This is a genomic window from Acinetobacter sp. Q186-3 (genome assembly GCF_013420655.1).
Classification (GTDB): Bacteria; Pseudomonadota; Gammaproteobacteria; order Pseudomonadales; family Moraxellaceae; genus Acinetobacter; species Acinetobacter indicus.
In genome coordinates this window covers 24,770-45,687 of the sequence record NZ_VOXS01000004.1, presented here as the reverse complement: position 1 = coordinate 45,687, position 20,918 = coordinate 24,770, and the positions used below count along the sequence as shown (strand labels likewise).

General features: G+C 44.5%; 17 protein-coding genes, 1 pseudogene and 1 other annotated feature. Of the genes and pseudogenes, 15 read left to right on the top strand and 3 right to left on the bottom strand.

Translation table 11 applies throughout. The annotated features are described in order from the left end of the window. Positions 1 to 237: 237 nt before the first annotated feature. From dnaE to FTT64_RS04840, 5 genes are all read left to right on the top strand, one after another. On the top strand, positions 238 to 3,804 hold the full coding sequence (gene dnaE, locus FTT64_RS04860) for a DNA polymerase III subunit alpha (RefSeq protein WP_180182098.1): 3,567 nt from the start codon (positions 238 to 240) through the stop codon (positions 3,802 to 3,804). A 29-nt stretch (positions 3,805 to 3,833) separates the two neighbouring features. Then, entirely contained in the window at positions 3,834 to 4,688 is an 855-nt protein-coding gene (locus FTT64_RS04855) for an RNA methyltransferase (protein ID WP_005178798.1), read from the top strand. After that, on the top strand, positions 4,681 to 5,490 hold the full coding sequence (gene cysE, locus FTT64_RS04850; protein WP_005178800.1) for a serine O-acetyltransferase: 810 nt from the start codon (positions 4,681 to 4,683) through the stop codon (positions 5,488 to 5,490). The genes FTT64_RS04855 and cysE overlap by 8 nt, the downstream gene beginning before the upstream one ends. Positions 5,491 to 5,597: 107 nt before the next feature. Continuing rightward, complete coding sequence (locus FTT64_RS04845; RefSeq protein WP_005178801.1) at positions 5,598 to 6,506, top strand: ABUW_2363 family tetratricopeptide repeat lipoprotein; 909 nt, start codon at positions 5,598 to 5,600, stop codon at positions 6,504 to 6,506. A 113-nt stretch (positions 6,507 to 6,619) separates the two neighbouring features. After that, positions 6,620 to 8,623 carry a triacylglycerol lipase gene (locus FTT64_RS04840; RefSeq protein WP_104471030.1) on the top strand — a complete coding sequence of 668 codons (2,004 nt, stop codon included), beginning with the start codon at positions 6,620 to 6,622 and terminating at the stop codon, positions 8,621 to 8,623. Positions 8,624 to 8,698: 75 nt separating this feature from the next. Here the strand turns inward: FTT64_RS04840 and FTT64_RS04835 are convergent, their stop codons facing one another. After that, a complete protein-coding gene (locus FTT64_RS04835) occupies positions 8,699 to 9,772 on the bottom strand; it encodes a maleylacetate reductase (RefSeq protein ID WP_156189687.1) in 1,074 nt (357 codons plus the stop codon). Continuing rightward, positions 9,772 to 9,924, bottom strand: coding sequence for a hypothetical protein (locus FTT64_RS04830; RefSeq protein WP_155756624.1), 153 nt, complete (start codon positions 9,922 to 9,924; stop codon positions 9,772 to 9,774). The genes FTT64_RS04835 and FTT64_RS04830 overlap by 1 nt, the downstream gene beginning before the upstream one ends. A 65-nt stretch (positions 9,925 to 9,989) precedes the next feature. Here FTT64_RS04830 and FTT64_RS14415 point away from each other — a divergent pair, with 65 nt between their 5' ends. The 6 genes and pseudogenes from FTT64_RS14415 (at position 9,990) to FTT64_RS04810 (ending at position 15,625) form a co-directional block, all read left to right on the top strand. Continuing rightward, complete coding sequence (locus FTT64_RS14415; protein WP_257220575.1) at positions 9,990 to 10,112, top strand: hypothetical protein; 123 nt, start codon at positions 9,990 to 9,992, stop codon at positions 10,110 to 10,112. Between the two features lie 311 nt (positions 10,113 to 10,423). Then, entirely contained in the window at positions 10,424 to 11,035 is a 612-nt protein-coding gene (locus FTT64_RS04825; RefSeq protein WP_180182097.1) for a hypothetical protein, read from the top strand. Between the two features lie 355 nt (positions 11,036 to 11,390). Beyond that, positions 11,391 to 11,462, top strand: a complete 72-nt coding sequence (locus tag FTT64_RS14580) for a hypothetical protein (protein WP_350312041.1) — start codon at positions 11,391 to 11,393, stop codon at positions 11,460 to 11,462. Further along, a complete protein-coding gene (locus FTT64_RS04820) occupies positions 11,438 to 13,609 on the top strand; it encodes a hypothetical protein (RefSeq protein WP_180182096.1) in 2,172 nt (723 codons plus the stop codon). The genes FTT64_RS14580 and FTT64_RS04820 overlap by 25 nt, the downstream gene beginning before the upstream one ends. Before the next feature lie 159 nt (positions 13,610 to 13,768). Then, positions 13,769 to 14,326, top strand: a pseudogene (locus FTT64_RS04815) (IS5 family transposase); the annotation flags it as partial. A gap of 79 nt (positions 14,327 to 14,405) precedes the next feature. Further along, positions 14,406 to 15,625, top strand: a protein-coding gene (locus FTT64_RS04810; RefSeq protein ID WP_180182095.1) for an IS3 family transposase whose coding sequence is annotated in 2 segments (ribosomal slippage) — positions 14,406 to 14,682 and positions 14,682 to 15,625 — 1,221 coding nt in all. Because the reading frame shifts where the segments join, the coding sequence is not laid out codon by codon here. Continuing rightward, positions 14,681 to 14,797: a sequence feature (AL1L pseudoknot), on the top strand. (Overlaps the previous gene by 117 nt.) A 1-nt stretch (position 15,626) precedes the next feature. On the opposite strand, the gene FTT64_RS04805 is transcribed toward FTT64_RS04810, so the two are convergent. After that, on the bottom strand, positions 15,627 to 15,794 hold the full coding sequence (locus tag FTT64_RS04805; protein ID WP_180182090.1) for a hypothetical protein: 168 nt from the start codon (positions 15,792 to 15,794) through the stop codon (positions 15,627 to 15,629). A gap of 235 nt (positions 15,795 to 16,029) precedes the next feature. Here FTT64_RS04805 and mutS point away from each other — a divergent pair, with 235 nt between their 5' ends. The 4 genes from mutS to FTT64_RS04785 all read left to right on the top strand — a co-directional run bounded on the left by mutS (position 16,030) and on the right by FTT64_RS04785 (position 20,843). Further along, positions 16,030 to 18,663: a DNA mismatch repair protein MutS gene (gene mutS, locus FTT64_RS04800; RefSeq protein WP_180182094.1), complete on the top strand. Its 2,634-nt coding sequence runs from the start codon at positions 16,030 to 16,032 to the stop codon at positions 18,661 to 18,663. Positions 18,664 to 18,868: 205 nt separating this feature from the next. After that, positions 18,869 to 19,192 (top strand): ferredoxin FdxA, encoded by a 324-nt coding sequence (gene fdxA / locus FTT64_RS04795; protein WP_005178805.1) that lies wholly within the window; start codon positions 18,869 to 18,871, stop codon positions 19,190 to 19,192. Between the two features lie 130 nt (positions 19,193 to 19,322). Next, the gene (locus tag FTT64_RS04790) at positions 19,323 to 20,045 is read left to right on the top strand and encodes a D-Ala-D-Ala carboxypeptidase family metallohydrolase (protein ID WP_180182093.1); all 723 of its coding nucleotides are present in this window, start codon (positions 19,323 to 19,325) and stop codon (positions 20,043 to 20,045) included. A gap of 132 nt (positions 20,046 to 20,177) precedes the next feature. Further along, the gene (locus tag FTT64_RS04785; RefSeq protein ID WP_180182092.1) at positions 20,178 to 20,843 is read left to right on the top strand and encodes an O-methyltransferase; all 666 of its coding nucleotides are present in this window, start codon (positions 20,178 to 20,180) and stop codon (positions 20,841 to 20,843) included. The last annotated feature ends 75 nt before the right edge of the window (positions 20,844 to 20,918 follow it).

The following is a 20,918-nucleotide window of genomic DNA, read 5'->3' as shown; positions in this document are numbered from 1 at the left end:
GATTACCTGCCCTCAAATCAATCACCCTCTACGGAGGGTTTTATTTTGGCTGTTAATCACCCTCATAGCAGCCCGAAAACGCTGGTTTTCAGCCCATGCAGATTACTGTTCAAGTGATGAGAAACCAATCCGCTACGTTGGTTTACATATCTAAAACTTCGCCATTTCCCCTTAATTTCAAACTGAAAGCCAAAATCCCGTGCTAAAATGTGCAGTGGTTTTTGCAGGGACTGATTTATGCACTTTGTTCATCTTGGTATTCATACTGAATTTTCGATTACAGAATCTATCGTACGTATACCTGATTTAGTCAAAGCCGCAGCCAGTGAAGAAATGCCTGCCCTGGCCATCACCGACCTGTCCAACCTGCATGCCGCCGTCAAATTCTATGGCAAATGTCTGGGCAAAGGCATCAAGCCGATCATGGGTTCGGAAATCCGCCTGAATGATGCCGAACATCGCATGACCTTACTGGCCATGAACAATCATGGCTGGCGTAATCTGACCGAAATCGTGTCGCGCGGTTTTATTGAAGGCCAGCAGCTGGATATTCCCTGCGTACAGAAAGACTGGGTCTTGGAGCAGCATGACGATTTAATCGCCCTGCTCGGCATTCACTCCGATGTCGGTAAAATGCTCTGTACCTCTAACCCGCAAAAAGCCGAACCTTTACTTGAAGAATGGATTGCCAAGTTTGGAAATCGGGTTTATCTGGCCCTGACCCGCACCAATCGCCCGAATGAAGAAGACTTCATTTATGAAGCGGTACAGCTGGCGAAAAAATATAATATTGGCGTGGTGGCACATAATGATGTGCACTTCATCAGCCGTGAAGATTTTGAAGCGCATGAAGCGCGCGTCTGTATTGCCGATGGTTATGTTTTGGGCGATAGCCGCCGACCAAAAAACTACAGCCCGGAGCAGTATTTTAAAACCGCTGCAGAAATGACCGAGCTGTTTGCCGACATTCCGTCTGCCATTGAAAACACCTATCACATTGCCAAGCGCTGTAATGTGACGCTGCAACTGGGCAAATACTTCCTGCCGGATTACCCGATTCCGGAAGGCCATACCATTGAAACCTTCTTTGCGCATTTATCCAAGGAAGGTCTGGAAGAGCGCCTGAACCATCTTTATCCGGTAGCGCAGCGCGATGAAGACTGGCCTGAAATCCGAAAACCGTATGATGAGCGGATTGAATACGAAATTAATATTATTAACTCGATGGGATTCCCGGGTTACTTTCTGATCGTGATGGACTTCATTCAGTGGTCGAAGAATAACGGCGTGCCGGTCGGTCCGGGTCGTGGTTCGGGTGCCGGCTCGCTGGTGGCGTACAGTTTAAAAATTACCGATCTGGATCCGCTGCGCTATGAACTGCTGTTCGAACGTTTCCTGAACCCGGAACGTGTCTCGATGCCCGACTTTGACGTCGACTTCTGTATTGCCGGCCGTGACCGCGTGATTGACTACGTGGCCCGTACCTATGGCCGTGATGCGGTATCGCAGATTGCCACCTTCGGTACCATGGCCGCTAAAGGCGCGATTCGTGACGTGGCCCGGGTTTTGGGTAAATCTTATGGTCTGGCCGACCGTATTTCCAAAATGATTCCGACCAAACCTTTGGGTCTGAGTCTGGAAGAATCGCTGGCGGCTGAACCGCAGTTAAAAGATATTGTCACCAATCCGGGTAACCCGGACTATGACGATGCTTCTGAAATCTGGGAAATGGCGTTAAAGCTGGAAGGCATTACCCGAAATACCGGTAAACACGCCGGTGGTGTGGTCATTGCACCGACCAAAATTACCGACTTCTCTGCGGTGCTGTGTGATGCCGATGGCACCGGCCGGGTGGCCCAGTACGATAAAGATGACGTTGAAGCCGCTGGTCTGGTCAAGTTCGACTTCCTGGGGCTGCGTAACCTGACCGTAATTGAAGATGCGGTGCAGAATATCAATAAACGGGTTAAACCCGAGGTCCCGCTGGATATTGCCCATATTCCGCTGGATGACAAAGATGCCTATTTGGTCTTTGCCAATGCTAATACTACTGCGGTATTCCAGTTTGAATCCGTGGGCATGAAAAAGATGCTGAAAGAAGCACGCCCAAGCAAGTTTGAAGAAATTATTGCCTTCGTATCTTTGTATCGTCCGGGTCCAATGGACCTGATTCCGGACTTTATTCATCGTATGCATGGCGGTGAATTTGAATACCTGCATCCGCTGCTCGAAGGCGTACTGGAGCCAACTTACGGGATTATGGTGTATCAGGAGCAGGTGATGCAGGCCGCACAGTACTGTGCCGGCTATACGCTTGGTGGTGCAGACTTGCTGCGCCGTGCCATGGGTAAGAAAAAACCCGAAGAAATGGTCAAGCAGCGTAAAATCTTTATTGAAGGTGCAGCCCAAAAAGATATTGATGAAGCCACCGCCAACCATATTTTCGACTATATGGAAAAGTTCGCCGGCTATGGTTTTAACAAATCACACGCGGCTGCCTATGCGTTAGTGGCCTACCAGACCGCCTGGCTCAAAGCCCATTACCCGGCTGAGTTCCTGGCTGCCGTCATGTCCTCGGAAATGCAGAACACCGATAACGTAGTGTTCCTGATTGATGACTGCCGCCACAATGGTCTGGAAGTATTACCACCGTCGGTGAATATGTCGCTGTATCATTTCCATGCCACCGATGACAAAACTATTGTTTATGGTTTAGGCGCAATTAAAGGCGTGGGTGAACAGGCCATGCAATCGGTGATTGATTCGCGTATCCAGCAAGGACCATATAAAGACCTATTTGATTTCTGTCACCGGATTGACCTGAAAAAAATTAATAAACGGACCTTAGAGGCCCTGATTCGTGCCGGTGCGCTAGACTGCTTAGGCATTGAACGTTCCAGCCTGATGGCGCAGTTACCAGAAGCGGTGCAAGCCGCAGAACAGGCCCGTTCTAACCGTGAAACCGGGATTATGGACCTGTTTGGTGAAGTCGAAGAAGTACAGCGCAAACCGGCAAAACCGGTCAAACCGTGGTCCGATGAAGTCCGCTTAAAAGGTGAAAAAGATACCTTAGGTCTGTACCTGACCGGCCACCCGATTGATGTGTACCGGGCTGAGCTGAAATCCTTTATTCCGGCTCGCATTAATGAACTGAGTCCAACCCGCCGTGGGGTCACCACAGTCTTTGCCGGACTGGTGCTGGATGTGGCCAACTTCCCGAACCGGGTGGTGGTGACCTTAGATGATGGTACCGCACGAATTGAAGTATCGGCCAATCACGAGCGTTTCCAGCGCTTTAAAGACATCATCCAGGTTGAAAAAGTGGTGGTGATTGAAGGCGAAATTTATGAGCGCGAAGGTTTTGACCGTCCAATGGGGCGTCTGACCAAAGCCTTTAGCCTAAATGAAATCCGTCAGAAACGGGCCAACAGTATCAAGATTACGCTGTCTGCTGAACATGACAGCAAAACGCTGAGTCGTGATGTACAGCAGATTTTGATGCCGTATACCAATATTGATATGAGCGCGCATATTCCTGTGATCCTGTATGTAGATTATGGCTATGCCACTGCTGAACTACATTTAGGCGTGCAATGGAAAGTCGCGCCAATGGATGAACTGCTGATCAAGCTACGTGATTATTTTGGTAAAGATGCTCTGCATATCGAATATCAGGTGAAATCTAAAGCCGCCCAAGCGGTTGCGCATGAGCCCAAGCCTGCCCACGTTCCGGCACCTCCAGCGGACATGAGCATGGATGATGCGCTCGATTTATATCAGGCCGAAATGGGTCAATATTCTTAATTTAAAATTTTCTTTATTCTGGACCTTGTATGAGTCAAGTCGACAATGCTGCCTTGTCAGCACATCTCTCCCATGTGCGTATTGTCATGGTCAATACCACTCTGCCCGCCAATATCGGCAGCGCCTTACGCGCCATGAAAACCATGGGCCTGTCCAAACTGGTGCTGGTCGCACCGAAGACCTATCCGCATCCGGATATTGACGCACTGGCGGCCGGTGCCACCGATCTGATTGAACAGATTGAAATTGTCGACACCCTGGAACAGGCCATTCAGGACTGTCATCTGGTGTTTGGTACCAGTGCGCGCAGCCGCACCATTCCCTGGCCGCTGCTGGATGTCCGCCCGGCTGCGGAAAAAGCCATGCAGGCCGTCACGGCATCGCATCAGGAAATTGCGGTGATTTTTGGCCGTGAAGATCGTGGTCTGACCAATGAAGAACTGGCCCTAGCCAATTACCATGTCACCATTCCGGTGAATAGCGATTACGGCGTGTTAAACGTGGCCCAGGCCATTCAGATTATCTGTTATGAAATGCGGATGGCAGCCATGGCCCGGGTAGAACAGCAGCCAGACCCTAAAGCCACCATGCAGGTTCTTGATGGCATTGAAATGGAATGGGATGAGCCTCTGGTGACCCATGCCCAGATGGAACAGTTCTATCCGCATATTGAAAAAATGCTGGCCGAGATTGAATTTATGGATCCGAAAAATCCAAGATTATTACCTTTGCGCTTGCGTCGGCTTTTTGGACGTATACAATTAGATCGTATGGAATATCACTTATTACGTGGCATTTTTAGTCGCGTACAGGCATTGAATAACGGTTCATGGAAAAAATCATCAACAACATCGACACAGGACGAGGATCAAGATAATGCTTAAACAGCTCAAAGAAGATATACAAGCTGTCTTTGCGCGCGATCCTGCTGCACGCAATACCTTGGAAGTCTTAACTACCTATCCCGGCATTCATGCCCTGATCATGCATCGGGTTGCACATGAACTCTGGAACAAAGACTGCAAGGGTTCGGCGCGCCTGCTGTCTTCATTTAGCCGCTTTGCCACCGGTATTGAAATTCATCCGGGCGCGAAAATTGGTCGCCGTTTCTTTATTGACCACGGTATGGGTGTGGTGATTGGTGAAACAGCCGAAATTGGCGATGATGTGACCCTGTATCATGGCGTGACCCTTGGGGGGACCACCTGGAACAAAGGCAAACGTCACCCGACTTTAGAAGATGGCGTGATTGTTGGTGCTGGCGCGAAAATTCTCGGGCCATTTACCGTGGGTAAAAATGCCAAAGTCGGTTCCAATGCAGTGGTGACCAAAGCGGTACCGGCCAATACCACCGCGGTCGGCAATCCGGCGCGTTTTATTACCAAAGATCAGCCGAAAGATGAAGCCGAAGCACGTCGCCGTGACTATGCTGAAAGCATCGGTTTCCAGCCCTATGCGGCCACCCAGGATCAGTCTGATCCGATTCTAGACGGTATGCGGGTCTTGCTAGACCGTATTCAGCACAATGAAAAACGCATGAATACCTTATGCCAGCGTCTGTCTTTACTCGACCCAAGCTTTAAAAAGCAGCAGCAAAACGAACAGCCGTTTAGTGCTGAAGAATTAAAAATTATTGAAGATGTGCGCCGTGAATGTGAAGCACAAAGCAGCCAGTCCAAAGCTTAACAACACGGTAACAGCAAACTTCTTGCCTTCTCTTGCATGTTCGTCACAGATTTTTTAGACTGACGAACATGCTCAGCCATTTTAAAATAAATTAACGGATGAATATTATGACGCTTAAGCCTTTGGCATTTGCTCTGATTGCGACCACTTTAGTTTCAGCCTGTTCCACTGCACCAAAACAACAAAACCCAGCCAATGCACCAATTGTGTTTACCGAGCCTGATCTGACCCCTCCATTTTATGCTTTAAATCCGTTTAATTATGATGCACCTCCTCCATTTGAACTGAACCTGCAACAGGCTGCGGCCCAGCCAGTGACTAAAATGGAAGTAACTGCCCCGGATAATCCATCGAAAAAAATTACTTTAGACACCAACCGTCTGATTATTCCGACCATCAACAACAACCAGCGCAGCTTGAAGTTTGCGGTGCTGGCCGGTGAAAATGAAATTGATATCACCGAAATTGATGACTTTTTACAGATGGTCGAAGGTAAAGCACGTCACTATCCGCCACGTTTTACTGACCGTCAGGAACGCCGCGGTTTTGAAGCTAAACTCAAAGAAGTCACCCAACAACTGGACAGCCTGGCGGTACAGGAAAATGCCTCTTTTGATGTGCTGATTCGTGCCTTTAAAGCCAGCGTAATGGCACGTAACCTGGACTTAGGTTCAATTTATACCACCCGTTCTCTGGCTTATGCGCAGCGCATCTTGAAAATTAACAAGGAAGATGCCGAAGCCAATTTCTGGTTTGGTTTTGCCCTGTCTGAAGGTGGCGGTCATCGTGAAGCAATTTCTTATTTAGATAAAGCCATGAAAGCCGGCGTACAGGAAGCCTATCTGGCTGCTGCCAACAACTATATTGCTTTAGAGCAAAAGAAAAATGCGGTACAGACCTTGAAAAACTACAAGATCAAGTATCCGCAAGAAGCAGCTGTGGCCGACCGTTTAATTACTGAAATTGAAAAACAGGGCCGCTGGAATGTCTGGCAAATCATGACACCGAAGGCTTAAGCCCGGTGCAAGAAAAAATAGGTCATGTTAGATGGCCTATTTTTTTGTCAATTGAAAAAACCAAGAAATTCAGTATGATTAAAAAAAACTTATAAAATACGATGCGAATTCACATGACCACTATGACGTATAAGATGATGCTGGCCACCGCGCTCAGCAGTTCCATTCTCGTTGGCTGCCAAACGGTCAGTGTTAAACAGCAAGCATTAAATGTCAGCATTGCCAACGAGCGGGAAAGTATTTTATCTCGTGACCGCTTGAGCGAGGCCAGCCTCAATGTCTTGTCCATGACTGGCCGTGAAGCGCAAATCTGTACCGAAAACCCGAAACAGTGTATTGATGAACTGAAGCAGATTCCGGAAATTCTGGATGAACAGCTGCTGTCCACTGCCAGCGAAGTTTATCTGGCCAAAGCCATGCAACTGGCCGATTCTTCCAATTGTAAAATCGGAATTTTAAGCAAACACCAGTCCGAAGAAAAACAGCAATTACAGCAGCAGAACTATCAAAAATGCCTCGACCAGCAGCTGTTTATGCTGGATAAAAGTATCCGTTATAGCTATGCCTATATGTTCAAAACCGAACGGGCGCCACAAGACCGGATTTTTGACAACCGTCAGGTACAAATCCGCGACTTTTATAATCAGGCCATTGCCAAACTGGTGTCCAGCTATACCCTGCGCTATCAGCCGGATGTGGTGGCCAGCCAGATTCAGGTCGGTGAAAGTACCTATCATATTGACTTCAATTATTTTCCAACCTTAAAACAGCAAAAAATCGAGCAGTTAAGAGCCACCTATGACCTGAACTTTTCAGGCTTGCGCTCCATTACCCGTCGTGATGGTTTTGGCTCGGAATTTCTGGTCATTCTGCCGGAGCAACGCGCAGATCAGCCAGAGAAAGCCCGTTATATTATTGATCCTTTAAGCCATCGTTATCCAAACAATCAGAATCCGAATATTCATCAGGCCCGTTATCTGGCGGCAACCCTGGTGGCTGAACCGCAGCAGTTTGGCAATGTAGAGGATATCCTGAACAAGGATTTTCGCCTGCGCGCCTATGATCCCTATAAATATGAACAGGCCCGCATTGCCAATAAAAACTATCCGCTGGCGGCTAATTTTTCTGCGCCTTATGGACTGTGGCTGGCGGAAAATAATCTGCTGAAATCGGCTTATCTGTCACTGATTGACCGTGATGACAAGCTGACCATGCCGCATTTATATTTTCTGGAACCATATAATCCGAATAAAAAAGTGCTGGTTTTGGTGCATGGTCTGGCCAGTAGTCCGGAAGCCTGGATTCGCTTAACCAACGATATTATGGGTGATCCAGTGTTACGCGAGCATTATCAGGTCTGGCAGGTGTTTTATTCGACCAATATGCCAATTATTGAAAGCCGTTTCCAGATTCATGCCCTGCTGACCCAAGCCTTCCAGCAGGTCAACCCTAAAGCCGCAGCAAAAAAAGATGCGGTGCTGGTCGGCCACAGTATGGGCGGGATTATTGCCCGACTCCTGGTCAGTGATGCCGATGTATCCAAAGAAGCCCTGTCGATGATGAGTGACCGGCAACTGGCCAAATATCGCCGTATTCCCGTGATTCAGCAGCGCCTGATTATGCAGGATATTCCTAATTTTAACCGGGCGATTTTCTTGGCCGCTCCGCACCGCGGTACCGAATATGCCGACCGCTGGTTTACCAAAGTGGCGCGTAAAATTATCCGTTTACCGGGGGCATTTTTAAATGCGGCCACCGATTCGCTGTTAAATGAAGACCCGAGCCTGAAAGATCTGGTCAATGAACTAGATAAAGGCCTGATTCAAAATGGCCCAAGCGATTTAAGCCATCAATCCAAATTTATTGCCTTAACTCAAGATATTCAGCCACGTAAAGGACTGAAATATCATAGTATTATGGGCAATACCAGTCAGAGTAACGACCCTGCTCTCATCACCGATGATATTGTGGCCTATGAAAGTGCGCATCTGAAACAGGCCCAGTCTGAAAAAATTATTACCGGCGGCCACTCGATTCAGGAAACTCCAGAAGCAGTGTTGGAACTGCGCCGGATTTTACGCTTACATTTGCAGGAGCTGGGTTTATATAAACCTTAACCTGCCAATAAAAAACCGAAGCCTTCAACCGCTTCGGTTTTTTATCTCTGGAAGATGGCTACATATTGCCACATATTAAAGTGTGGCAGGAGGCAAACCGGCATAAGCCTGCAGCAACAGCTGCTTTAATTCGTCATCGTCATATTCACGCGGATTATAATACGGCGAATCACAAATCATCCGGGCAATGTCCGCCGGGGCATGTTCCGGTAACCCTAAGTCTTTTAAGGCCAAAGGAATTTGCAGGCGCTGGTTTAATTGATAGATAAAACGGCCCAGCTCCTCCCGACTGTCAACACCCAGTGCAGCGGCCAGTTGATCCATCGCCTGTACATCGGCATGGCGGTTATAATGCACCGAATAGGCCAGTATAATCGCGTGGGTTTGTGCATGAGGCAGGTTAAAGGTACCCCCCAGGCTATGACAGATTTTATGGTGAATCGCCATACCCACCGAACCCAGACAAATCCCAGCCAGCCACGCGCCATAGCTGACCTGTTCACGCAGCTGGATATCTTTCGGATGCTGTACCAGTTCCGGTAAAGCGGTGGCTAGACAGCGAATCGCCTCCAGCGCCATCAGGCTAATCACCGGATTTTTATTTTCTGCATACAAAGCCTCCACCGCATGCGCCATGGCATTCATGCCCGAACAGGCAGAAATCTCTGCCGGCAGATTCAGGTTAAGCGCTGGATCATAAATCACGATTTTCGGTAACACCTGTGCAGCTTTGCCGGTGGTTTTCAGCTGATTTTCCGTAATACCATATACCGGGGTCATTTCACTGCCCGCATAGGTGGTCGGAATTGCTACAATCGGCAGATGGGTGTCCAGTGCAATGGCTTTGGCTAAACCAATAGCCGAACCGCCACCCAAAGCCAGACAGCAATCCACCTGTAATTCTTGGGCGGCCTGAATCGCCTGCCGTGCCACCTCTGCCGGCACGTGCATTACCGCATGAGCATAAACCGTAACGGTCAAATCACCAAGTTGCCGGGCCAGCTGCTCAGCGGCCTTCTGCTGGCCGGGCGTGGCAATCAGCAGAATCTTGTGATAACCGGCCTGCTTGAGAATATCCTGCGTGCGCTTGGCTTCCCCCGCACCAAAATACACCTGTACTGGCAAAGCCTGATAATAGAATTTGGGCATCATGGGCTCATCTTCATGTTGTTCTTTACCCCAGTATAGAGTGCCTCTCCTGCTGCTTCGAGCGCATTGCTGCAACGCTGCTTTCCATATTTCCTGGTCTTCTCTGCTGCAATCTTCATCAGCTGTATTGCTCGCTTAATTTTCTCCGCCATAAGCTGCTCAGTTTCAGCACAGATTTTCCAGAATCGGTTTTTTCCGCCTAGCTAAATTTGTTAAGATGAAGCGCTTGTTGGGTCGTCAACAGCATCGACGTGCAGGATTTAAACACGATGTTTTATCTGCTCCAGCTGGCCCAAATGACATCCACGCGGTGAAAGCCATTCCAACACCCATGCGTTAATTGAAGGAACTGAATGTACATGAACATGCAAGAAATTGTGGCTGACTTATCTTCGCATACCCCGATGATGCATTAGTATCTTATTATTGATTTTATTATATTTTTTATAAACAATTAAAATTTAGTATACTAAAAGGTATACATAATAAAAAAGCATACCTCTAAGAGCATGCTTTTCCGTTTAAATCTTCTACCAGAAACTCTATCATAGTACTTAGATATTTTTTACAGTTTGTATATTCTAGCGATCCGTTTTTTGATCAATACTGTATATTAAGCAAATAATTTTAACAAGTTAGCGAACTCAAAATATGGAATTTCTTTTAGGTGTATTGGCTTTAATTGGGCTTGTCATTTATTTAAAATTATATGAAAAGAAGAAATCATGGCACTTGGATAAAAATGGTGTAATCCAAGAAAGTAGTATAGAAACATCATCTTTTATAAAGATTAAAAAAGAAGATTTTGAATGGATGTACAATATATTTAAAAATCACTTCCCTAATGGATACATAAATTTAGATCAACATGGTTATGGTGTTAAAAACATTTTGATTGTGACCACTTCTCTATACCATCATCAATATACAATTAAAGTAAAAGATTCTGATGACTATGCCTTAAATGGTTGGGCTGATGTAATGGAGAGTATTTTATATGTTCAAAAAGCTAATTCAGATAACCTTTACTATTTATATCTTAGAAGACCTTGCACAATTGGTATGGGGCCAGATGAAATAGTATTTAAAGGGCGTGTTGTCCAAGGAACTATAGAAGACCTTAAGCATGGATTCGATGAGTGGCTTCAGGATCAAAAAGCCTTTGCCAACAAATACCAAGATCGAATAAATGCTTTAAAGAATGAAATAAATCAAAAACAGAAAGAATATGATTCACAAGAGTATGAGCCCCCCAAATTTTAAACAATAAACATAACATCGTTTAAGATGCTTTTATTTTTAGGGGGGATTACCACAGATCAATAAAATTGAAAAATTAGAGTATTTCATAATTTTCTCCATGGCTATCATTTTATGATAGATCGATAAATTTTAAATTACAGGAAAATAAAAAAATACCCCTAAATAGGGATATTGTCTTAAAAAAATATATTTTATGCTTTGTAATATTGAATGTGATTGAAAATAGATTAAATTGCTGTTTTATGTTGGTTTATTTTAGTTGTAGTGTGTGCATGAGCATTATAGGGTGCGTTTAAAATAGATTTAAAAAGTTTGGAATAAAGTACTCGGACATTGCATTGTCACCTCAGAGAAGGTGAAAAGCTGTACGGGATCAGCAACAAGCAAAAGGGAGAATCAGCAATGTCGAAAAAAACTTGTGCTGTAATGACGTTATCAACTTTCATATCAATGGGGATTCTACTGAGTGCATGCGGTGGCGGTGGTGGAAGTAGTAGCGGTGGAAATAACAATGCTGGAGGTAATCCACAGCCCTCTCTAGATATTGCAAAGCAACGCACGATCAGCAAAGATGATCTTGCATTTACTGTATTGCCAAGCCTTAAGGAAAATAATGTCTATGCCTCACATGAGATCATGACTTTCAACTTACCAAATACTCAACCTTATTATCAGCTCGACGTGAAAGTAGATGGTCAAACCGTAGAATATGGGTTAGTCGATCAAAGCTTATATATTTTGCTACCTGAACTTACTGTTGGACAACATCAAATAGAAATTCAAGTGGATAATCAGCGTATTACACATCAATTTGAAACTGGTCAACGTATGACCGCGATTGCCAATGCTGATCAATTTCTTCAAGATTACTTCAATGAACTTTATATGCAGCTAGAGAATCCTGAGGAAGGGGCGAGCCTTGAAGACGAAGCTCAACGTCAAGAATGGCTTATGTTATTCTCGCGTATAGAGATCGCATTAAGTGAAATGACAGCATCGGATAAACAAAAGTTGGCACAAATTTTACAGGCTAATCAGTACAGTGAAGTTCAACAAGCCATGCAAATGCGAACATTAAGTACATTGAATGATAAATGTTCCTCTTTGATCTGGACCAAAGCGAATATTGCACCTGCTTTTGGTGCAGCAATGGCTGGAATTGGTTGGATGATGTTAAAAGGTGATCCTACAACGGGAATAATTCTGATGGCTGCTGGTGGTGTAGTTCTATATAAGAAAAGAAACCAAGTAGTTAAATTGATGGGAGACATCATCGAGCATTGTGAAATTGGTAAAACCTTTAGAGCATTCGAACAAGATTTTGATGCTATTTCAAATCGTAGAATGATAACCACTAGTTTTAGTGTAGCATCAGATGTATCTCTAGCAAGCAGTTCAGATATTTTATTTACCCATAATGTGTCAGATTTTAGAAAAGCACAGCTTAAATTGAAACTAAGTGATCAGGTACCTGATGTTTTAATTTCATCTTTCCAAAGTATTTTGACAGGTATGAAGAAGATTCAAAGCCTGTTAAAAAATGATTATTACGACAATATACCAAAGCAAATTCAGCAGTTTAGTCGTTATATTGATCTCGATTTAAATCGACAAGATTTCACAGTAACGAGCAATCATCCAAACATTGTTGGTGATGTGGTGGAATCAAGTTCGGGGTTAAGTTTTAAATTTATCTATAAGGAAAATAATGCAGCGAAAAAGCCTAAAAATACCCCAATACCATTTAGTTTTACCATTGTTGATCGTAAGGATAATGTCAGTTTTGGCCCAATTAGTGCCAAGTTAGATGTTGAGTTACCAAATGCATATAGCCAAGCCTTTAACTTGCTTAATAACAATACATTGAATCAGATTTTAGATGCTGAAAATTTTAGTTCGATTCAACTGGTAGAACTTCCTAAACATGGAAAACTGAGTTTAAATAGTGTCACTGGCGAATTCAGCTATTCACCTGATATATTTAAATCGGTTGAAGATCACTTTATCTATATTGCTAAAAATGATTTTGGAGAATCTAAGCCTGCACGAGTGAGTATTAAAGTTGAATCAGATTGCCGTATTACAGATACGAGTTTGACTCGTAATTCATACAGTTTGAATTGTTATTGGCCAAACACAAATATCATGCGTTATACCGAGAATTTGACTTTGTCACCTTTGTCATTTAATTCTGCGGAAAAATATACTTATGGTATTGATCTGAATACATTTCGTGGTTCAGGAAAGACTGTTCAGGCAGGTATGTCTTCCATGTCTTATCAAACAAATAAAGAAGGCACTATGACGATGTCATATATTCTTGATGAAGGAAAAGTAGAAACCATTAATTTTGATGGCTCAGGTAATCTAAGTCAGCGTACTTGTTATTATTCAAGCGATCAGGATACGTTGTTCACCATTTATCGACCCGCTGCAAATCCTGAAGCTGAGCGAATTATTAAGATTGAAGGGAAGAGCTTATGTGGCCAACAAAGTGCAGCCCTCGTTGCGCAGTCGACGATTAAAAATTCAATGCTCTACAAATGGGTTGTTCAGCAGGGTCGTATTCATTAAATACCTTTAACACTATATTTAAAAATGCCCAATACTTTGGGCATTTTTTCTTTATACTAATTTATTAAAAAACTTGGGTGTTAAAATAAGCATTTAATTATAAAAGGCTTTGTTGCACAAAGCTATTCTTGAAGGTTTCTTCAGCAATATAATTTCCAGATGAAGAAGCCTATCCCTAAAATCTACCGTACAACCAATTGGTCCTCGTATAACCAAGCTTTAATCAAGCGAGGTAACATTTCAATCTGGTTTGATCCCAAGACCCAATGGTATGCACAGCCACAAGGCAAGCATGGACGAAATCAAACTTATTCCGATACAGCGATTCAATGTTGTTTAATGATCAAATCTCTATTCCGTCTTTCTTTACGTATGGTCACTGGCTTTGCTCAAAGCCTAATTAAACTCTGTGGTTTGAATTGGACAGCACCAGATTACTCCACCCTCTGTAGACGACAAAAGCATATTGATATTGTGATAAGCTATCAGAAAAGTCATGATGGGTTACACCTACTCGTCGACTCTACAGGGTTAAAATTTTTAGGTGAAGGCGAATGGAAGCGTAAGAAACATCAGCCTGAATATCGTCGCCAATGGCGTAAACTGCATATTGGTATACATGCTGAAACACTGCAAATACGAGCAGTTCAGCTTACGACAAATAATATCAGTGATTCACAAGTCTTGGGTGATCTGCTAAATCAAATCCCATTGAACCGTACTGGGTTTGTCGGAGACTAACTTTCCTGAGATGAGAAGCATTGCTTCGCAAGACGTAGCGAAGCGTAGTGTTCCGATGAAAAAATCTAAATATACCCCTGAAATCAGAGAAAGAGCGGTTCAATTATTGATTGAATCTGAAAAAGATTATCCTTCTACTTGGGCTGCAATCACAGCAATTGCGCCTAAGATTGGTTGTACTCCTGAAACACTTCGTGCCTGGCATCAAAAGCATTTAGATCAGCAAAATCCTATTAAAGTACAACAGATATCTGATCAAGAAAAAATGAAGCAAATGGAACGTGAAATTAAAGAATTAAAGCGTGCCAATGAAATTCTACGTAAAGCAGCCGCTTTTTTCGCCCAGGCGGAGCTCAACCGCCCACACAAATAATGGTGGATTTCATCCATAACAATAAAGACTTATATGGTGTTGATGCGATTTGTAGGATTTTACCGATCGCAGCTTCAACCTATTACCGGACTCTAGATCTCTGCGAAAATCCAGAACATCGAGCAAAGCGAGATTTACATGACTTGCATCATGCTGAGGAGATTAAACGAATTTGGAAGGAAAGTTCAGGTCGGTATGGTGTACGTAAAGTCTGGCAAAAACTGAAACGTGAAGGCTATATTATTGCACGCTGTACTGTTGCTCGATTAATGAAAAAGCTAGGTATACAAGGTGTTTGGCGAGGTAAGAACAAACAAACCACCCGTAGCCGAGATGACCAAAAACGAGCACCTGACTTGGTGAAACGGAATTTTAGAGCTGATCAGCCTAATCACTTGTGGGTTGCTGACTTTACCTATATTCAAACAAATTCAGGCTGGGTCTATACCGCCTTTATTATTGATGTGTTCTCACGAGCAATTGTTGGATGGAAAGTATCTACACGGATGAATACAGATATGGTACTCGATGCACTTGAGCAAGCATTGCACGATCGAGGCATACCAAAGAATGTGATTCATCATTCCGATAGAGGTGTTCAATATCTTTCTATTCGCTATACCAATCGTTTAGAAGCTGCAAATTTACGAGCATCAGTCGGTACAACTGGTGATTCATACGATAATGCTCTGGCTGAAACAGTGAATGGCTTATACAAAACAGAGGTGATTGAATATTTAAAAGCAGATTGGCAAGGTTTAGCAGATGTACAACTTACGACACTAAACTGGGTAGATTGGTTCAATAAAGAGCGTGTACATAGTGCATTGGGTTATGTATCGCCTTTTGATTTTGAAGCAATGTACTATGATAAAATTAACCCGTTAGGTCAGGTGGCCTAACTTAAATAAAAAGTCTCCCACAAACCCGGTACGGTTCAGTCTTCCCTTTGTATACTCGCAAGCCTTCATTCTCACCTATATCGGCTTTATAACTATCATTCTTCATTTTCTCTATTGCTTTAGCAGATAGAGCAACTTTTTTAGTTGCTTGAGTTTCTTTTTCACTCACTTAAAAATCTCCTTAGAAACAAAGCCACAGTTTTTGTTAGAATCCGTTTCAGAAATTCAAAAATCGAATCATCTTGTTCTTAGTATTTTAACCACACACCAATAAAAGGTACACCAAAAAGTATACTTACTCATTGGATTGTTCAGGTTTAGACAAGATTCAACAGGATTCGTCAGGAAAACTTTTTGTATGCAATTAATTGTAAATATTATTAATTTTAAAGGTGTTAAGTGATATGAATACAGAAAATATAGGACCTGACCTATCCACACTAACACCTATGATGCAACAATATTTAAAAGTGAAGATGCAACATCCACATTCTTTAATGTTTTATCGAATGGGTGATTTCTACGAATTATTTTTTGATGATGCGCACAAGGCGGCCAAACTGTTAGGCATTACCCTGACCCATCGCGGTAAGGCCAATGGCCAGCCAATTCCGATGGCCGGCGTGCCCTATCATTCTGCCGAAGGTTATCTGGCGCGGCTGGTCAAAAAAGGCGAAACCGTGGTGATCTGCGAGCAAATTGGCGAGGTAACTGGCAAAGGCCCGGTGGAACGTGGCGTAGTACGGATTATTACCCCCGGCACACTCACCGACGATGCCCTGCTCAACAGCTATCAATCTTCCAATCTGGTCGCGCTCTGTTTACAGCAGAACCAGATCGGGATTGCACTGCTAGATTTAAGTGCCGGTATTTTCAAGGTCCAGCAGCAGGAGTATCAACCGGAACAGCTGGCGATTGAACTGTCGCGTCTCATGCCAAGCGAAATTGTGGTCGATGAAGATATTGTCGATCCGAATATCATCGAGTCTGTTAAAAAACAGCTGGATTGCCCGGTTACCAAACGTCCAAATGTCGATTTTAACCTGAATAATGCCCAGAAAACCCTGTGTGACCAGCTAGGCGTAGCTACCCTATCTGGCTTTGGGATTGATCATTTGCCTTTGGCCAAAGCCGCCGCCGCCGCCTTGATTCACTATGCCAAAGAAACCCAAAGAACGGCGTTGCCGCATATCCGCTCGATTCAGCTGGAACAAAGTAGCGATTTTATTGCGCTAGACCCGGTGACCCGGCGTAATCTGGAACTGATTGAACCTTTATTTGAACACGGCACCTCACTGTTTCAGCTGATTAATGACTGCCAGACCGCGATGGGTGGTCGTCTACTTAGCCGCACCTTAATGCAACCGCTACGTGATACCGCACTGCTGGATGCAAGGCTGGATGCGACCGAAGCGATTTTAACCGGTTATCACGATGCACCAATTCGTCTGGTACTGAAAGAAATTAGTGATATTGAACGTGTGCTGAGCCGGGTCGCTTTAGGCAGTGCGCGCCCACGTGATCTGGTGCAGCTGCGTCAGGCCTGTGCCCAGATTCCGTATTTACGTCATGCCGTGCAGCCGATTGTCAGTGCCGGCCAATCCAAATATTTACAACAGCTGAATGAAGAACTGGGCGATTTTCAGGGCCTTTACCAGCGTTTAATGGCGGCCATTGTGGAACAGCCACCGGTGTTGCTGCGTGATGGTAATGTCATTGCCGAAGGCTTTGACAGCGAGCTGGATGAGTTACGTCAAATCCGTGATCATGCCGGCCAGTTCCTGATTGATCTGGAAATTCAGGAGCGTGAACGTACTGGCATCAACACGCTTAAAATTGGCTATAACCGCGTTAGTGGCTACTATATTGAACTGTCCCGTGCGCAGGCCGAACAGGCACCGGAGCATTATATCCGTCGTCAGACCTTAAAAAATGCCGAGCGTTATATCACCCCGGAACTGAAAAGTTTTGAAGATAAGGTATTGTCGAGTGAATCACGCGCGCTGGCACGGGAAAAAATGCTGTTTGAAATGCTGCTGGATGAGCTGCGTCAGGACATTGGCAATTTGCAGATGATGAGCAGCGCCATTGCCCAGATTGATGTGCTGGCCAACTTTGCCCATCAGGCCCGCCTGAAAAACTGGACCCGTCCGGAATTTTCACCGGAAATTGGAGTCAAGATTGTCGCCGGCCGTCATCCAGTGGTGGAAGCCTTGAGCAAAACCGCATTTACCCCAAATGACACCACACTGGATTTTAACCATCGTATGGCAATTATTACCGGGCCGAATATGGGCGGTAAATCGACCTTTATGCGCCAGACCGCACTAATTGCCCTGCTTAGCTATTGTGGCAGTTATGTGCCGGCTCAAGCTGCGGTGCTAGGTCCGATTGACCGGATTTTCACCCGGATTGGTTCGGCCGATGACCTGTCTACCGGTAAATCAACCTTTATGGTGGAAATGACCGAAACCTCGCAAATTCTGCATCATGCCACCAATCAGTCACTGGTGCTGATGGATGAAGTCGGCCGTGGCACCAGTACCTATGATGGCCTGTCCCTGGCCTGGGCCTGTGTGCTGGATTTAACCAAACGGATCAAATGCTTATGCCTGTTCGCTACGCATTATTTCGAGCTGACCGAGCTAGGCAAAGAATCAGGTATTGATAATTATCATGTTACGGCCAAAGAACTCAATGGCAACCTGATTTTACTGCATAAAGTCCAGCAGGGTCCGGCCAGCCAGAGTCATGGTTTGCAGGTGGCCAAACTGGCCGGTATTCCTGCCAATGTGATTAAAGAAGCACAAAATCGCCTGAAGATTCTGGAAAAGCAGTCACATCAGTCGGTACAAAAATCGGTCCAGCATGATTTATTCAGTGAACCGGTGGTAGAAACTGAAGTGATTGAACGGATTGTCGAAGTTGAAAAACCATCACCGGCCCTCGAAGCCTTACGCCAGCTGGATGTTGATAATCTCACTCCACGTCAGGCTCTAGAACAATTGTATGCCCTGAAAGAGCAGCTAAACACCTGATTCAAGACTTGAATCTCATATATGGAAAGGCTCTCATTTGAGAGTCTTTTTCATTTATAAGTTTTTTTGATGGTTTTATAGCACTTTTATCAAATTTAGTAGCACTGTCTATATCAAATATCAGTAAAAGCAATTGTTAGTTCACATCATTTTTGCCTAAAATACAGCTTAGTTATTAGAACCATATTTTTAGGTAGCTGTCGCCATGACATTTGTTGTCACTGAAAACTGTATTAAATGTAAATATCAAGACTGTGTAGAAGTATGCCCTGTAGATTGTTTCTATGAAGGTCCAAACTTCCTGGTGATTAACCCGGATGAATGTATCGACTGCGCACTGTGTGAACCTGAGTGTCCAGCCAATGCGATTTTCTCGGAAGATGAGCTACCAGAAGGTCAAGAAGTATTTATCGAGCTGAATGCTGAACTGGCAGAAAAATGGCCAAATATCACGCAAATTGGTGAACAACCTGCTGACCGTGAAGAATGGAATGGCAAGCCAGACAAATTACAATACTTAGAAAAGTAATTTTAAAAAGATCAGCAAAAGCTGATCTTTTTTTATACCTAAAACACACATTTGATTGCAATATTTTCAATTTTTACCGAAGCTTTTAGATTAGAATGCTTAGGATTTTAGTAAACGTTTGATTTGCATAATGACGCAATTTCTCAAGGCGATGCTCTCGCTCAGCATCGTGCCCCTGATCATGCTCGGATGTACAACCACACCGCAGAAAGGGAAAACGATTCATTCGCCTGATGGAAAACGGATTTATATCCCACAAGAAAAAATCAGCTATGAACGCAAGGTCGCACCAAAAGTGGTGCCCTATGCCTATAACAGCTGGATTGCCGTGACCGATAACCTGCGCCAGGTCCGCGAATATGAAAAATTCCTGAATGCTGAAGGCGTCGGCAATATTATTCCAAGTTTTGAATTACTGCGCACCGCACGTGACTGGCAAAAATGTGGCCGCTCGCAATACATGGTGCCCAACCGCGAATTATGGCGCAATCAGATTCCAACCTTAAAAGTCTTTAAATATCTGGTTGCCTCCAAAGTCCTGACCGATTTTGAAGTCACTTCAGTCTATCGCGATTTACCGCTGAACCAGTGCGCCGGTGGTGCCAGTTCCTCACGGCATTTATATAATTCCGCTATTGATTTCCGGATTGGGCCGGAATTTCCACAGCCGCAAGATTATGCCTTTATTGAAAATACCAAGTTCAGACTGTGCCAGTTCTGGACCCAGTATGGTCAAAGCCTGAATATGGGCTTGGGACTGTATGCTTCAGGGCAAATCCATATTGATACGCAGGGCTATCGTACCTGGGGACCGAATTTAAGCCGCTATTCGTCAATGTGCTATTACGAATAAATCCGGATCTGAATACGGAGGTGCTGCGGCACCTCTTTTTATGTCTATTAATTCTGCAACTCTCCCGATAAAAATTGCACTCTAGGGGGAAAAGTTTAAAATGCATGCATTGCAACAAAGGTGCCCCCGACTATGAAACAAATGTGGACCGACCTCGACCACTACATCGAAACACATTTAATTCCTGAAGATCCGATTCTGACCCAAACCTTAAAACATACCGATGATCGGGGTTATCCGGATCACCTTGCTGTTGCGCCCAACCAGGGCATGCTGTTACAGATGTTAATTCAGATGAACGGCTGTAAACGTATTCTGGAACTTGGCACCTTTGCCGCCTATAGCACCATGTGGCTGGCGCGCGCTTTACCGGAAGATGGCTATATTCTGACTATTGAAGGCCGTGATGCACACGCCGCCGTGGCGCAGGAAAATATTGATCAGGCCAAGCTGAAACAGACTATTGATTTGCGTGTTGGCCGCGCCGCCGATATTTTAAAGAGCCTGCCGGTTGATACTGCCCCGTTTGACTTTATTTTTATTGATGCCGATAAACAGAGCTATCCGGAATATCTGAAACTGAGCCTGAATCTGTCACGCTCCGGCACCTTAATTTTTCTGGACAATGTAATTCGCGCCGGTGACATCATCAATCCGGACAATCACAAGCCTAGCATTGAAGGCATTCGCGAGATGTTTAAGCTGATGCAGGAGCATCCACGTTTATTGTCCTCAACTGCCTTGCAAACGGTAGGCAGCAAAGGGCATGATGGCTTTGCCTTGGCCATCGTTAAATAAGGTCCAAACAGAACAAAAAACACACAAAATAATATTTATTTTATTTTTTATAAACTTACATATACTGTCCATATA